Source organism: Massilia sp. DD77 (assembly GCF_036961685.1).
Lineage (GTDB): Bacteria > Pseudomonadota > Gammaproteobacteria > Burkholderiales > Burkholderiaceae_D > Telluria.
This window is the reverse complement of sequence record NZ_JBAMDH010000008.1, coordinates 1-14,650: the sequence shown is the minus strand read 5'-3', so window position 1 is coordinate 14,650 and position 14,650 is coordinate 1. Positions and strand designations below refer to the sequence as shown.

General features: G+C 65.9%; 12 protein-coding genes. 4 read left to right on the top strand and 8 right to left on the bottom strand.

Annotation, left to right across the window (positions count from 1 at the left end; all coding sequences use genetic code 11):
- Positions 1-72: 72 nt before the first annotated feature.
- Positions 73-996, bottom strand: coding sequence for a peptidylprolyl isomerase (locus V7778_RS05940; RefSeq protein ID WP_335552744.1), 924 nt, complete (start codon positions 994-996; stop codon positions 73-75).
- A gap of 177 nt (positions 997-1,173) precedes the next feature.
- Here V7778_RS05940 and V7778_RS05935 point away from each other — a divergent pair, with 177 nt between their 5' ends.
- Both V7778_RS05935 and V7778_RS05930 read left to right on the top strand, forming a co-directional pair.
- Entirely contained in the window at positions 1,174-1,818 is a 645-nt protein-coding gene (locus V7778_RS05935; RefSeq protein ID WP_335552742.1) for a VTT domain-containing protein, read from the top strand.
- A 123-nt stretch (positions 1,819-1,941) separates the two neighbouring features.
- Positions 1,942-2,958 (top strand): carbonic anhydrase, encoded by a 1,017-nt coding sequence (locus V7778_RS05930; protein ID WP_335552740.1) that lies wholly within the window; start codon positions 1,942-1,944, stop codon positions 2,956-2,958.
- A 130-nt stretch (positions 2,959-3,088) separates the two neighbouring features.
- On the opposite strand, the gene V7778_RS05925 is transcribed toward V7778_RS05930, so the two are convergent.
- The 4 genes from V7778_RS05925 to tsaE all read right to left on the bottom strand — a co-directional run bounded on the left by V7778_RS05925 (position 3,089) and on the right by tsaE (position 8,577).
- Entirely contained in the window at positions 3,089-5,272 is a 2,184-nt protein-coding gene (locus tag V7778_RS05925) for a CehA/McbA family metallohydrolase (RefSeq protein WP_335552738.1), read from the bottom strand.
- 608 nt (positions 5,273-5,880) lie between these two features.
- Positions 5,881-6,654, bottom strand: a complete 774-nt coding sequence (locus tag V7778_RS05920; RefSeq protein ID WP_335552736.1) for a D-hexose-6-phosphate mutarotase — start codon at positions 6,652-6,654, stop codon at positions 5,881-5,883.
- A 1-nt stretch (position 6,655) separates the two neighbouring features.
- A complete protein-coding gene (locus V7778_RS05915; protein ID WP_335552734.1) occupies positions 6,656-8,128 on the bottom strand; it encodes an N-acetylmuramoyl-L-alanine amidase in 1,473 nt (490 codons plus the stop codon).
- Positions 8,092-8,577, bottom strand: a complete 486-nt coding sequence (gene tsaE / locus V7778_RS05910) for a tRNA (adenosine(37)-N6)-threonylcarbamoyltransferase complex ATPase subunit type 1 TsaE (RefSeq protein ID WP_335552731.1) — start codon at positions 8,575-8,577, stop codon at positions 8,092-8,094. Before tsaE ends, V7778_RS05915 begins: the two co-directional genes overlap by 37 nt.
- A 73-nt stretch (positions 8,578-8,650) precedes the next feature.
- On the opposite strand from tsaE, the gene queG reads away from it, so the two are divergent.
- Positions 8,651-9,748 carry a tRNA epoxyqueuosine(34) reductase QueG gene (gene queG / locus V7778_RS05905; protein ID WP_335552729.1) on the top strand — a complete coding sequence of 366 codons (1,098 nt, stop codon included), beginning with the start codon at positions 8,651-8,653 and terminating at the stop codon, positions 9,746-9,748.
- Between the two features lie 24 nt (positions 9,749-9,772).
- On the opposite strand, the gene V7778_RS05900 is transcribed toward queG, so the two are convergent.
- The 3 genes from V7778_RS05900 to V7778_RS05890 form a co-directional block, all read right to left on the bottom strand.
- Positions 9,773-10,153: a DUF3052 family protein gene (locus V7778_RS05900; protein ID WP_335552727.1), complete on the bottom strand. Its 381-nt coding sequence runs from the start codon at positions 10,151-10,153 to the stop codon at positions 9,773-9,775.
- Between the two features lie 126 nt (positions 10,154-10,279).
- Positions 10,280-10,861: a response regulator transcription factor gene (locus tag V7778_RS05895; RefSeq protein ID WP_211521169.1), complete on the bottom strand. Its 582-nt coding sequence runs from the start codon at positions 10,859-10,861 to the stop codon at positions 10,280-10,282.
- Between the two features lie 42 nt (positions 10,862-10,903).
- The gene (locus V7778_RS05890; protein WP_335552724.1) at positions 10,904-12,898 is read right to left on the bottom strand and encodes a sensor histidine kinase; all 1,995 of its coding nucleotides are present in this window, start codon (positions 12,896-12,898) and stop codon (positions 10,904-10,906) included.
- A 125-nt stretch (positions 12,899-13,023) separates the two neighbouring features.
- Here V7778_RS05890 and V7778_RS05885 point away from each other — a divergent pair, with 125 nt between their 5' ends.
- Positions 13,024-14,010 (top strand): TRAP transporter substrate-binding protein, encoded by a 987-nt coding sequence (locus V7778_RS05885; protein WP_335552722.1) that lies wholly within the window; start codon positions 13,024-13,026, stop codon positions 14,008-14,010.
- Positions 14,011-14,650: the final 640 nt, after the last annotated feature.

The following is a 14,650-nucleotide window of genomic DNA, read 5'->3' as shown; positions in this document are numbered from 1 at the left end:
CGCAAGTGGCATATTCAAGCCCGTCATTCCCGCGAAGGCGGGAACCCAAGCTTGTTCGCAATCCGTTAACGCTTACTTTTGCTCCCTCACCTGAATCGGCGCATTACACAAATCAATCCGCCCCGCCGCCACCTTGGTCCACGGCCCGCCGCGATTGCGCTGCGCCTCGATCACAGCCTGGAACGACGCGCTATCCGTCCGCATCACCTCGAGCTTGCTGCGCTCGTTCTCCGGCAGATCGGCCGCCATGCGCACCCTGGTAATCGGCGTGCGCTGCTCGGGCTTCTCGTAGAAGCCGGCCGCCCCGGTCCCGCGCGGCATCACGGTGAGCAGCGGCATGCCGTGCACGACCCGGCCCACCACCGTGATGTTGCGGTCCAGGTGGCGCGGTGCGTGGCCGATGACGGTGTACAGCTGGGAGCCGTTGCCGGTATCGGCGCCGTTGTCGCGCGCCACGCCCACCATGCCGTAGCAGTGCGGCAGCCAGGTCTCGCCGGTGGCCGGGTCGCGCGCCGCCGGGAAACCGTTGGCGTGGCCGACCTGGGGCGCGTACACGTCCGGTTCCTTCAGGCGGGTAAACGCGCCGGCGCCCTTGATCGGCACGGTGAACTCGGCCTTGACGGTCTTGGGCGCCTTGAAGGGTTTCGGATTCTCTTCGTCCGGGTCGCCCCACTGCACCACGAAGCCGTCCTGGGCGCGCATGACGAACAGGCCGTCGAAGTAGTTCTCGCGCACCAGGGCGCGGATGTTGGCGGCCGTGTTGGGGGCGAAGGCGGGGGCCAGTTCGACGATCACGCGACCGGCCGGCAGCTCGATAACCATCGTGTTCTCGGGGTCGAGCGGGCGCCATTCGGCGGGCTTGGAGGCCTTCACCACGTCCGCCACCGAGGGCTTGGGCGGCAGTTCCTTGGGCGCCTTGGCCGGGGCGGCGAACGCGCTCGCCGAAGCCAGCAGGGCCAGGGCAAGCGTGGAGCGGTGGGCGGTCGTCAATACCATGCTGGGGTCTCCTCGTCGCGGCCGATGCCGCTTGTTATCGGGTATCGCCGGATTGTAATCCGGAATGCTGACAAAGCAGCAAGTGCCGTGTGCGGGGAAATCAGGCCGGACCCCACCCCGGCCCCATTTTCGGCAAGCGACTGATGGTATGATGTAAGGCTACCCTTTAGGAAAATTATGGATCTGATGCAATTCTTCGACATGATCCTGCATGTCGATAAGACACTGGGCACCCTGCTGGCCCAGTACGGCACCTACGTCTACATCGTGCTGTTCGCCATCGTGTTCTGCGAGACGGGCCTGGTGGTCCTGTTCTTCTTCCCCGGGGATACCCTGCTGTTCATCGCCGGCGCCTTCTGCGCCACCGGCCAGATGAACTATCCGCTCCTGATGGCGCTGCTCATGATCGCGGCGATCACGGGCAATACCTTGAATTACTACATCGGCGAGGCCGTCGGCCACCGCATGTTCACGCACAACTACCGCTGGATCAACAAGGATGCGCTGACCCGCACCCACGAGTTCTTCGAGAAGCACGGCGGCAAGACCATCATCCTGGCCCGTTTCGTGCCGGTGGTGCGCACCTTCGCGCCTTTCGTGGCGGGCGTGTCGGACATGACGAGCGCACGCTTCCAGATGTACAACATTGCCGGCGCGGTCCTGTGGGTGGCCAGCCTGGTCACCGGCGGCTACTTCTTCGGCAACATCCCGATCATCCGCGACCACCTGACCGAGATCGTGCTGATCGGTGTGAGCGCGGCCGTGGTGCCGCTGGCGATCGGCGGGCTGTACAAGTTCAGCCGGCGCGTGCTCAGCCGCTGATTGGCAAGCTTGCTAGCATCCTGGACAAGGCCGCAGATTCTGCGGCTTTGTTGCTTCAGCGCACTCAAGTTTGCGGCCATTCGCGCCGATAAGGGTGGAGTAAGCCCACTCATCTGGAATCCCATGCGACACCTCATCGCCCTGTTCGCTCTCAGCCTGGTCATGGCGACGGCAAGCGCGAACGATCCCGCCCCGAAGGCGGCCAAACCTGAACTCGTCAAGGCGTCGATCAAGCCGGACCTGAAGGCGTCCGTGACGCCGGTGCCGGCGGCCGCCAAGAAGTCCGAGGAAGAGGCCGAAATCGACCTGTCGGTGCGCATCGCCGAGAAGCTGGCCGAGCTGCGCGCCAAGCAGGAAGCGCGCGCCCAGGCCGCCGCCCGCGCCCGCAAGGCCGCGGACGCCAAGCGCAAGCGGGAAGCCCTGGCCGCGGCCGCCGCGGCCGCCAAGGAGCATGCGCCCAAGAACGGCACCCACTGGAGCTACGACGGCGAATTCGGCCCGGCCAACTGGGCCAACATCAATTCGAGCTGGGCCAAGTGCTCGACCGGCAAGCGCCAGTCGCCGATCGACCTGCGCGACGGCATGAAGGTCGACCTCGAACACATCGCTTTCGACTACCACCCGAGCTCCTTCAACGAGATCGACAACGGCCACACCATCCAGGTGAACGTCGGCGGCGGCAACTTCCTCACGGTCGGCAACACGACCTACGAACTGCAGCAGTTCCACTTCCACCGCCCGTCGGAAGAGCGCATCAACGGCAAGGGCACCGAGATGGTGGTGCACCTGGTGCACAAGAGCTACGACGGCAAGCTGGCCGTGCTGGCGGTGCTGCTCGAACGGGGCAAGGCCAACCCGATGATCCAGACCGTGTGGAACAACCTGCCGCTGGAAAAGCAGACCACGGTGGCGCCGTCGATCGTGCTGGACGTGAACGAGATCCTGCCCGAGAAGCGCGAATACTTCACCTACATGGGTTCGCTGACCACGCCGCCTTGCACGGAGGACGTGCTGTGGCTGGTGATGAAGCACCCGATGACGGCCTCGCCGCAGCAGATGGCCTTGTTCTCGCGGCTGTATCCGCTCAATTCGCGGCCGGTGCAGGCGAGTAATGGGCGGATGATCAAGGAATCGATGTAAGAAGTGAAAAACCCGGCGCTGCCGGGTTTTTTATTTGATGAGCCAAGTTAAGACTATCGCAGCCCACAGCCGAAACACCGTCATTCCCGCCACTGGCGGCAGTGACGGTGTTTCGGCCGGCTGAACGACATTACTGCACCGTCACCGCCACATCATCGACCAGGAAGGTCGTCTGCAGCATCGACCCTTCCGTCCCGCTGAAGTGGATCTGCACCGTCTGCCCCTTGTAGGCCGACAGGTCGAAGCTCTTCTGCACGTAGCTGCTCCCCTTGTTCAGGTTCGAATAGGTCGCCAGCGTCGCCAGCACCGTGCCGCTGCTGTTGCGCACCTGCGCCTGGAGCTTGTCGTAGGCGGTCGTGGTGGTGGTTTCCGCCGACTGGACCTGCAGCCAGAACGACAGGCTGGCGCTGGCCGCGCCGGACGGAATCGTCACCTGCTGGGTGAGCGTATCCGTGCGCGCCGTGCCGTAGCCGTTCAGCTTGGCCTTGTAGCTGCCGCTGCGCGCCGGGGTGCCCGTGCTGTTGTTGATCACGCCGCTGGACGCGGTCCACGAGGCGGCGCCCGATTCGAAGCCCGGGTTGGCCAGCAGCTGGCTCGCGCTGGACGTGCCCTGCGTGACCCAGACCGGCGCCGACCACAGGATCTTGCCGTCGCTTTGCGTCACCTTGGCATAGTAGAAATGCTCGCCGTTGCTCGGCGTGACCGTGGTGCTGGCGCTGCTCGACAGCTGGGTGACGGTGCCGTTGCGTTTCGGGACGCCTTCGAAGATCGCCACCGAGGACACGGTCTTGCCCGCGCTGTTGGCGAAGTTGGCCACCAGGTTCAGCGGGCCGCTGTTGGTGAAGCGCTCGCCCATCACGCGGCCGTTCGCAGTCAACACCAGCTGCGACTGCTTGTCCATGGTCGCGAACACGCGGCGCGCCTTCAGCGCCTCGACGAAGCTGGCGTTGGTCAGCGCGGTGCCGGCCGGGATCAGGACGCCGGTGCGGTTGGTATAGGACGCGCCCCAGTTGGCGCAATGGTTGTCCTGGTTGGTGGCGAAGGCCACGTGGAAGCCCGCCTCGAGCGCCTTCTTGCAGGCGCTCTCGTAGGTGCTGCGGCCGGTTTCGGTCTCGCTGGTGTTGGACGAGAAGGCCGAGGTGTTCATCACTTCGCACAGCACCATCGCCTGGTCGCCGTCGGCCGTGTAACCGAGCGGCACGCCGTTGACGAGGAACTGGCCGCTGGTCTCGGGATGGTTGAACTGGCCGATCCAGCCGCGGTTCTTCATCAGGGTGTACAGGCCCGCGTAATCGTTCTTGGCGGTGAAGGTGTCGCCCAGCAGCTGGTTGCTGCTGTTGTATTCCCACTCCAGCAGCTCGGGGCTGTTGAGGATGTTCAGGTGGCCGCCGTTGCTGATCACGCCCCATTCCAGGCCATACACGGCCAGGAAGTTCGGGTTGGCCAGGTTGAAGTCGGAGGCCGCCTTCAGGCCGGCCTGGTAGAGCGCCTTGGCGGTGGCCGGACTGGCCGAGGTGTTGGTCGAGGACGAGCCGTCGTACATGTGGTTGTGCTCGGACGTCAGCAGGATGTCGAGGCCCTTGCCCTTGGCATAGGCGTAGGCGTCGGCCGGCCCGTAGGCGCCCGCCTGCGGGCTTTCCGAACTGCTGCAGGACGACACCGCCGCGCCGCCGTCGCTGTGGTTGGTCTGGCTGTGCAGGTTGGCGTAGTAGACGGTATAGGGCAGCGAGGCCGTGGCCGGGACCGAGGAGGGCGAGACCATGCCCGGCGCCGCCTTCTGCGCACCGGGGCCCGAGCCCGTAGGCAGGGCGCGGAAGGCCGGCATCGGCACCGCGCCCGGTTCGCCGACGGCGATGTCCCAGGCCTGTTCGACCCGGTGACCGTCCTCGCCCTCGAGCAGGACGTCGACGTCGTCGCCGGAGAGCTTGCGGGCGCGCGCACCCTCGGCATCCTTCGCCAGCGCCACCAGGCGCACCTGGTAGACGCCGTCGCGCAGGGCCGGGTCGCCGGCGCGGCCGCTCCAGTGGACCTTGGCCTCGACCGGCTTGTTCGTCAGCCGTTCCGTGCCGTGCCAGCGTGCGATGACGCGCTGCGCGCTGTCGACCAGTTCGAGGCGCCAGGCGACGTCCTGGGGCTGCTCGACAAAGGGATAGCTGAACTTCAGTGCGAAGGTTCGGCCCTCCTGCGCGGTGGCCGCCTTGAAAGGCGCGTGCAGGGTGGCTTCGAATTCGCGGTGGTCGGCTTCCGAAGCCAGGGCGGCATGGCCGAAGCCGAGCGCCAGGGCCAGCGGCAGCAGCTTGAATGAGTGATGCATGTGTCTCCCCTTCTTTAGTTATAGAAACTGCAAATTTGTCAGGTTGGCATGACATACATATGACAAACAAGGGCGATTCGTGGGAGAGTTGGTCACTGTTGTAAATACGGTAAATCAATGGAGGGCGTGCAAATGCAAAACGCCCGATGGGGGCATCGGGCGTTTTAGGGAGCGTGAAGCACTACAACTGATATGTTCACCACCATCTTCAGCACGTCATTCCGGCGAAGGCCTGAATCCAATTTTGCTTGCGCGCCCGCTACGTGTGAAGACAGTAATACGCGACGAACTTGGGTTCCGGCCTTCGCCCACTGCTGTCCGGGATAATTTCACCTAGCTGAAAATCGTCATCCCCGCGAAGGCGGGGACCCAAGTTTGCGTGAGTAGCCACAACAAACGCTAACAGCCTGCAACGAACTTGGGTTCCCGCCTTCGCGGGAAGTCGTAGGCGCCGGTGGCGCGTATGACGAGCTAACGGTTAAAATTTGCTCCTGGCAGCACAAATATTGCTAATTCTGCTACAAACCCTCTGCAAAGGCAGAGGTATCGCATATCCCGGACAGCAGTGGGCCTTCGCCGGAACGACGTGCTAAGGGTGGGGGCTGAAGTCAGGAGATGCGGTAGCGGCCTTCCCAAGATTGGCCAGGTGCCAGCGTATGCGGATCGAGCAGCGCCGGCTCGATGCACACGAAGCGCCGGTACTCCTCATCCTCCATGTCCGACAAGGCCGCCGCATCCGCCGCCCCCGGATTCCACACCACCGCATCCGTGAAGCCTTCCTGCTCCAGCTTCACGACGCGCTCGCCGGTCGACATGGTGATCGCCCCGGCAATGCGCTGGTACACCTCGTCCAGCTTGTCCTCGATCACCAGGGTCTGCGCCGCCACGCCATCGATGCGCACATCCTCCAGCTCCGGCACCAGGTGATAGGTATGCAGCGCCGCCGCGAACGGGAAGGGCGCTTCGCCGGTATTGCGCACCGTGAGCGCCATCGTGAGCTCGTTGCCCTGCACGCCGACCCGCAACGACAGGGCGAAGCGATGCGGCCATCCCGCCGCCAGTTTGTCGGACAGGTCGCCCTCGTTCAAGCCGAACACCGCCCAGCCCTCGCCGCTGTCTTCCAGCCGCCAGGTGCTGACGCGCGCAAAGCCGTGGCGCATTCCGGTACCGCGCTCCGCGAACTGCGGAAAGATCACCGGCACCCCGCCGCGGATCGCCTTGTTGCCGTCCAGCGCGGACCGCGTGCTGCAGAACATGCGCTCCCGGCCATCCGCCCCCTTCCACGACACCAGGTGCGCGCCATACAGGGTGACGATGGCTTCGGCCCCGTCGTTTGATGCGATGCGGATCGCGGGCAGCTGCCCGAAAACGGTGTGGTCCATGTCAGGTCTGGCGGCTCTTGGCCATAGGCGGGTTGTCGGCGAAATAGCGGCGGATGCCCTTGGTGATGGCATCCGCCAGCTTGTCCTGGTAGCCGTCGTCGTTCAGCTTCGCTTCCTCTTCCGGATTCGAGATGAAAGCCGTCTCGACCAGGATCGATGGGATGTCCGGGGCCTTCAGCACCGCGAAGCCGGCCTGTTCGACGGCCGCCTTGTGCAGGCGGTTGATGCCGCCGATCTCGCCCAGCACAGCCTTGCCGAGCTTGAGGCTGTCGTTGATCTGGGCCGTGGTCGAGAGGTCGAACAGCACGCTCGCGAGCTGCTTGTCGGCGGTCGCGTAGCTGGCGCCGCCGATCAGGTCGGCCTTGTTCTGGTCGTTCGCCAGCCAGCGCGCCGCGCTCGAGCTGGCGCCTTTTTCCGACAGCACGAAGACCGAGGAGCCGCGCGCCGTCGGCGAGATCCAGGCGTCGGCGTGGATCGAGACGAACAGGTCGGCGTCGACCTTGCGCGCCTTTTGCACGCGGGTCCCGAGCGGCACGAAGTAGTCGCCGTCGCGGGTCAGCATCACGCGCGTATTGGGTAGTTGTTCCAGCCTGGCCTTGAGGCGCTTGGCCACCGCCAGCACGATGTCCTTCTCGCGGCTGCCGCGCGCGCCGATCGCGCCCGGGTCTTCGCCGCCATGGCCCGGGTCGAGCGCGATGGTGACCATGCGCGTGACCTTCTGGGCCGGGGCCTTCGGCACGTTCTTCGCACTGGATGGCGGCGGTTGCACCGGCTGGACCGGCGGCGCGCCGTCGAGGCCCGACATCTCGGCTTCCATGCGCGCGATCGCGTCGGGCACGGGGCTCTGCTGGGCGGGCGGTGCAGTTGGCGCTGGAAGCGGCGCCGGGGTCGGGATCTGCACCGGCGGCGCACCGGCGACCGGTTCGCCCAGGGCCGGGTTGCCGGGCGCGCTGGGCGCCGGCACGGTGCTCCATTCGCCTTTTTCGATCATGGCGGCGATCGGGTCGACCGGCTTGAGCGGATACAGGTCGAAGATCAGGCGGTGCTGGTAGCCCGCCACCGGGGCCAGGGTCAGCACCTCGGGCTTGACGGCTTCCTTCAGGTCGAACACCAGGCGCACCACGTTCGGCCGGTTCTGGCCGACCCGCACCTGCTTGATGTAGGGGTCGTTCGACTCGATCTTGGCGACCAGGCTTTTCAGGGTGCTGTTCAGGCCCAGGCCCTCGATGTCGACCACCAGGCGCGGCGGATCGGGCACCAGGAAGTGCTCGGTCTTGAGATTGGTGTCGTTCTCCAGGGTCACCCGCGTGTAGTCGGGCGCGGGCCAGACGCGCACGGCCAGGATCTGCGCCGCGCTGGCGGGCAGCGGGGACATCACGGACAGCAGCAGCGTTCCCCCGGCCTTGAGCAGGGTGCGGCGGCGCGGCGATCCGGGGATTAGCGGGGAAGTGCGGGGGCGAGACGGTCGAGGCATAGCAGACCCAAATCGGACAACGGCTGCAATTCTACCTCACGGCCGAGTCCACTGACATTGAGCAATACCCTGACGTCGGGTGGCGGCAACACCGGCTCGCCTTTTTCCGGCCACTCGACGATGCAGATGTTGCGTCCGTCGAAGTCCTCGCGGAAGCCCGCGTCCAGGAATTCCTCGGGACTCGCCATCCGGTACAGGTCGTAATGGATAATGTTGGCGGCTTTGCCATCCAGGCTCACGCGGTAGGGTTCCGACAAGGTATAGGTCGGGCTCTTCACCGTGCCTTTGTGGCCGGCGGCCTGGATCAGCGCACGGGTGAGGGCGGTCTTGCCGGCGCCCAGGTCGCCGTGCAGGTAGATCACCAGTCCGGGCACGATGGCGCGGGCCAGCGCCGCGCCCAGGGCGGCCGTTGCCGATTCGTCGGCCAGGTAAGCTTTGTAAGGCTGCATCGAATAAAATAGCGTGCTTGATCTTGTGTATTCAGGCGGCGTTCACTAGAGCCGCAATGTTGTCCATCCCGCCATGCCGACCGTCCCTCTCGATCCGACCACCCTGCCAGAACTCGCGCGCACCATCAAGGGATGGGGCGCGGAGCTGGGCTTCGCCGACGTGCGCATCGCCGACGTCGACCTGGCGCACCTGGAAGCCGGCCTGCAAGCCTGGCTGGATGCGGGCTGCCATGGCGAGATGGATTATATGGCAAGCCATGGCATGAAGCGTGCGCGTCCCGCCGAACTGGTGCCGGGCACGGTGCGCGCCATCGTGGCGCGCATGGATTACCTGCCGCAAGCGCGCGGCGCGGAGTGGCGCGAACAGGAAAGCGCGCGCCAGCGCGATCCGGGGGCGGCCGTGGTGTCGGTGTATGCCCGTGGCCGCGATTACCACAAGGTGCTGCGCAACCGCCTGCAGCAGCTGGCCGAGCGCGTGAAGGCGGCGGTGGGCGAACTGGGCTACCGCGTATTCACCGATTCCGCTCCCGTGATGGAATTGCCGCTGGCCGAGAAGGCTGGCCTGGGCTGGCGCGGCAAGCACACCCTGCTGCTGTCGCGCGACGCCGGCTCGACCTTCTTCATCGGCGAGATCCTGGTCGACCTGCCGCTGCCGGTCGATCCGCCCACCGGCGCGCACTGCGGCGGGTGCCGGGCCTGCATCGACGTCTGCCCGACCCAGGCCATCCTGGGGCCGGGCCGGCTGGATGCGCGGCGCTGCATTTCCTACCTGACGATCGAACTCAAGGGCAGCATTCCCGAGGAGCTGCGGCCCCTGATCGGCAACCGCATCTACGGCTGCGACGATTGCCAGCTGGCCTGCCCCTGGAACAAGTTCGCGCAGCGGGCGCAGTTGCCGGACTTCGACGAGCGCAACGGCCTGGGCGAGGCAAGCATGGTGGAACTGTTCGGGTGGGAAGAAGAAGAATTCAACCGCCGCATGGAAGGCAGTCCGATCCGCCGCATCGGCCACGAGCGCTGGCTGCGCAACCTGGCGGTGGGGCTAGGCAATGCCGCCGGCGAGCGCCGCGGCGACCCCGGCATCGTGGCGGCCCTGCGCGCACGCGCCGCACACCCGTCCGAGCTGGTGCGCGAACATGTCGCCTGGGCGCTCGCCCGCCATGTTCGGTAAGTCGTCAATCACAGGCGGGCGTCTTCATACTTCGATGCGCTTGGAGCGCAGCGCCGACCAGTCGCCGTCGATCGAGATCATCGCCACGCCGGTGATGCCGTTTTCCTTGGCAAACTCATTGATCGAATCGCGGTTGATATCGGTGGCCTTGGACGCCGTCTGCTTGAGGTAGGCGATCCAGAGCGAGCCCTTGTCGCCCAGCTTTTCCTTCGCCAGCGGCAGATAGTGCTCGAGGTCCTTGCGGTGCATGCAGAACATCAGGATCACGTCGAAGGGGCCGTCGCCTTCCTTGACGAGCTCGGCGGGCATCTGCGACACCACGCCCGGATTGACCTGGCCGTTGAGGATGAGCATCGACTTTGCCGTCCTCAGGAACATCTTGTCCGCCACTGTCTTTTCGTTCATTTGGACTACCCCTAAAAGAAAGTGCTCGGGCGCGCAGCCGGACCGGTCCGCGCGCCACGTTCAGTTTCATTTTACAAGGCTTCCCCGAAATCCCGAGACGCTTGTTGTGCGGTAAGAATGCTTGGCTTATTTCAGCAGTCCGGCCAGCTCGACCGCGGTCTTGACCTGCATCTTGTCGAAGATATGGGCGCGGTGCACCTCGACCGTGCGCATGCTGATGCCGAGCTTGTCGGCCACGACCTTGTTCATCATGCCTGCCAGGATCAGGTCCAGCACCTCGCGCTCGCGCGCCGACAAGGTGGCCAGGCGCGCCTGCACGACGGCCGAGGCGGCGGCCTTGCGCGAGGCGCCCAGGGCTTCCTCGACCCGGTCCATCAGCATGTTGTCGTTGAAGGGTTTCTCGAAGAAATCGAAGGCGCCGCGCTTGAGCGAATCGACCGCCATCGGCACGTCGCCGTGGCCGGTCAGGAAGATCACCGGCAGGCGCGGCAGCAGGCCGCGCGTGACCAGCTGGTCGAACACGGCGATGCCGTTCATGCCCGGCATGCGCACGTCTAGCAGCACGCAATCGCCGCCCTCGTCGGGCTGGCGCAGCTGGTCGAGGAATTCCTGGCCGCCCGGGTAGCCGCGCGCTTCCAGGCCGCGCGATTGCGCCAGCCAGGCCAGGGCGTCCCGAACGACTTCTTCGTCATCGACGATGTGCAGCATGCTGTGCGTCTCCGTTGTTGCTCAGTTTGTTATTCCCGGATTTTAGCCCAGCGCCGGGGCCGCCGCTTGGGCCGGCAGTGCGAAGGTGAAGATGGTGCCGCCGGCCGGGTTGGGCGCGTGGGTCAGGGTGCCGCCATGGAACTCGATCGCGGTGCGGCAGATCGACAGGCCCATGCCCATGCCTTCCGCCTTGGTCGAGTGGAAGGGTGAGAACAGGCGCTCGGCGACCTCGGGGGCGATGCCATGGCCGCGGTCGATGACCGACACCGACACCTGGCTGCGCCCGCTCGCGGCCAGGATGCGCAGCACGCGCTGCTCTGGCGGCGTGTCCTGCATGGCCTCGATCGCGTTGCGGGTCAGGTTCAGCAGCACCTGCTCGAGCAGGATGCGGTCGGCCAGCACCGGCGGCAGGTCGGCCGGCAGTTCGACCCGCAGCGCCACGGCCGCCTGGCGCGCCTGCAGTTCGACCAGGGCGCGCACGCCCTCGACCACGCTGCGGATCGTGACCTCCTCGCGCAGCGGCTCGCGCTTCTTGACGAACTCGTGCACGCTGCGGATGATCTGGCCGGCGCGCTGGGCCTGCTGGCGCGCCTGCTCCAGTGCGCGCTTGAGCATGCCGGGCTGGACCTCGCCGCCGCCGGCACCGGCCCGTTCCAGCATGTTGAGGGCGCCCGCCGTATAGCTGGATATCGCCGCCAGCGGCTGGTTCAGTTCGTGCGCCAGCATCGAGGAGATTTCGCCCATGGTCGCCAGGCGCGCGCTGGCCTGCAGCTTTTCTTCCTGCTGGCGGTTGAGTTCCTCGACGCGCTTGCGGTCGGTGATGTCGAGGACCGAGCTCATCCAGCCGGTCTGCTTGCCGTAGACGTCCACCAGCGGCGCCTCGAACACCAGCACCGGCACCCGCACGCCGTCCGAACGCTGGAACACGGTCTCGAACTGGGGCGTGATGTTCCCGGATAAAACGCCGCGGAAGCGCTCCTCGTAGTCGGCCATGGCTTCCGGCGCCCAGTAGGGCATGGGTGGCTTCTTGCCCACCAGTTCTTCCTCGGGCAGGCCGACGATCTGGCAGAAGGCGCGGTTGACGTAGGTGACCCGGCCCTCGAGGTCGCGCGCGCGCAGGCCGGTGAGCAGCGAATTCTCCATCGCGGTGCGGAAGGCCATCTGCTGGCGCAGCGCGGCCTCGGCCGCCAGGGTGCGCGAGATGTGGCGCCACAGGGCGACCAGGCTCAGCACCAGGCCCAGGGCCAGCACGATCACCGAGCCCACCAGCAGGTTGGGCAGCAGCTGGGGCGCGCCCTTGACGCTGTCGGTCGACAGGGCCACGAGCGCACCCGGCAGGTCGAGGTCGCGCCGGTGGGTGTAGATCCCCCGTCCCGGGCCGCCGGCGGCGCGCTGTGCCACCACATGGTCCTGGCGGTCGAGCAGGGCCAGGGCGTTGTCTTGCGCGAACCACCAGGGCACGGTTTCGTTCAGCAGCACCTGCAGGCTGTGGGTGGCCACCAGGCTGCCCTGGTATTCGCCCTGGCGGTACAGGGGCAGGTAGAAGTCGATCAGGCCGTGGGTCGAGGGCGTGGCGCCATAGGGTTCGCTGTAGCGTCCGCGCCGGGTGGCGTGCGCCATCTCCGCGGCCTGGACGGTGGCCTCGGGCAGGCCGGCGGCCGGCAGGTCGGCGCCGTGGGAGGCCAGCGGCTTGCCCCTGGCGTCGAGCCAGACCACGCGCACCAGTTCGGGGCCGTTCTTGAACATCTGCGCCATGCGCGCCTTCAGCACGGCGGGGGCGGGCGGCGCGACCACCAGGTCGGCGCCCAGGGCGGCCAGGGCTTCCTCGCTGCGCGCCAGCTCGAAGCGCAGGGTCTGCTCCACCCACAGGGTGTCGGCGATCAGCTGTTCCTGGCGCTCGTTGCTTTCCATCTGGCGCGCCTGCCAGGGCAGCCAGATCAGCACCGCGAGGAACAGCAGCACCAGCAGCACCGGCACCAGCCAGCGCCAGGGGCGCGAGCGCTGCTCCGGAGACGGCTGCGCGAACGGATTTTTCATGCCTTGCCTTGTACTTGGTTACACTGTCGGGCTATTGTGGAAGTCCACGATGGCGAGGAGCAGGCCTGCCCTCCACACTGGCTCTACCGCCATATTAACGTTTCATCAGGAAGAACCGAACCGCCATGCAGATCAAAGCCCTGGTCGGGGCGCTGGCCGCGGCACTCAGTGTCAGTGCCCAGGCGCAGGGACCGATCGTCATCAAGTTCAGCCACGTGGTCGCGCCCGACACGCCCAAGGGACAAGCCGCCGAACGCTTCAAGCAGCTGGCCGAGCGGATGAGCAAGGGACGGGTGCGGGTCGAGGTCTATCCGAACAGCCAGCTCTACAAGGACCGCGAGGAACTCGAGGCCCTGCAGCTGGGCGCGGTGCAGATGCTGGCGCCGTCGCTGGCCAAGTTCTCGCCCCTGGGCGTGAAGGAATTCGAGGCCTTCGACCTGCCGTATATCTTCCCATCGAAGGCCGCGCTGTACGCGGTGACCGAAGGGCCGATCGGCAAGGACTTGCTGCGCAAGCTGGAGCCCAAGGGCATCACCGGCCTGGCGTACTGGGACAATGGTTTCAAGGTCATGTCGGCGAACAAGCCGCTGCTGGCGCCAAGCGACTTCCGCGGCCTGCGCATGCGCATCCAGGCCTCGAAGGTGCTCGACGCCCAGATGCGCGCGCTCGGTGCCCGGCCCCAGGTGCTGGCCTTTTCGGAAACCGCGCCCGCGCTGCGCGACGGCGTGGTGGAGGGCACCGAGAACACGCCGTCGAACATGTATACCCAGAAGATGCACGAGAGCCAGAAGCACCTGACCGTGTCCAACCACGGCTACCTGGGCTATGCGGTGATCGTCAACAAGAAGTTCTGGGACGGCTTGCCCTCGGATCTGCGTTCGACCCTCGAACGCGCCATGACGGAAGCCACCGCCTACGAAAAAACCATCGCCCAGCGCACCAACGACGCCGCGCTGGAAGCGATCCGCCGCGCCGGCACCACCACCATCCACACCCTGAGCCCGCAGCAGCAGGCCGAATGGCGGCGCGCCATGATGCCGGTGTACACCCAGATGGAAGCGCGCATCGGCAAGGACATCGTGCGCGCGATCAATCGTGACGTGGGCCGGTAGCTGTATTGACGTAGCACAAATTGCCTTATATGAATTCTTTATAAGTAAAATAAATTTTCTGACAGTGTGGACAAAAAGATACGCTTCCCTGAAACACTTGCGTTATGATGGGGACTTCTCGCACTGACATGGTGCGAAGGCAGCACAGAACACACTGGTTTGGGGAGCACATACAAAAGCACGGTAATTCATACCGGAGTAATTCGAGGAGACACCACGTTTGACAGAAGCTGTTAGCACCGCTAAACGGCCGGAACGTGACCCGAATTGAACGCACCGCATGGTGCGTTTTTTTTCGTCCGTACGTACGAGCGTTGCCGCGTTTTTCGCATAGCGATATCGGTTTCGTGGGGGAGGGTGGGGAGCCCGACTGCGCCTCTGGCCCACCCTATGGTGATCGTTGACGCTGGATACGCCGCGTCCATGCCGGCGATCGTCGAACGCGTGGACGGGAGACCCGACTGCGCGTGCCGGTCCACCCTATGGCTGACGGTGTCGCAGGGTCTGCGGGTCTCCCGCCGACGCGTTCAACCGGCGCCGGCGTCATCGCGGCATCCCCCGCGCCAAGCATCACCGCGGGGGGGGGAAAGAAACACACCCCCCCCCCCCCCCCCCCCCCCCCCCCCCCCCACAGCCACAA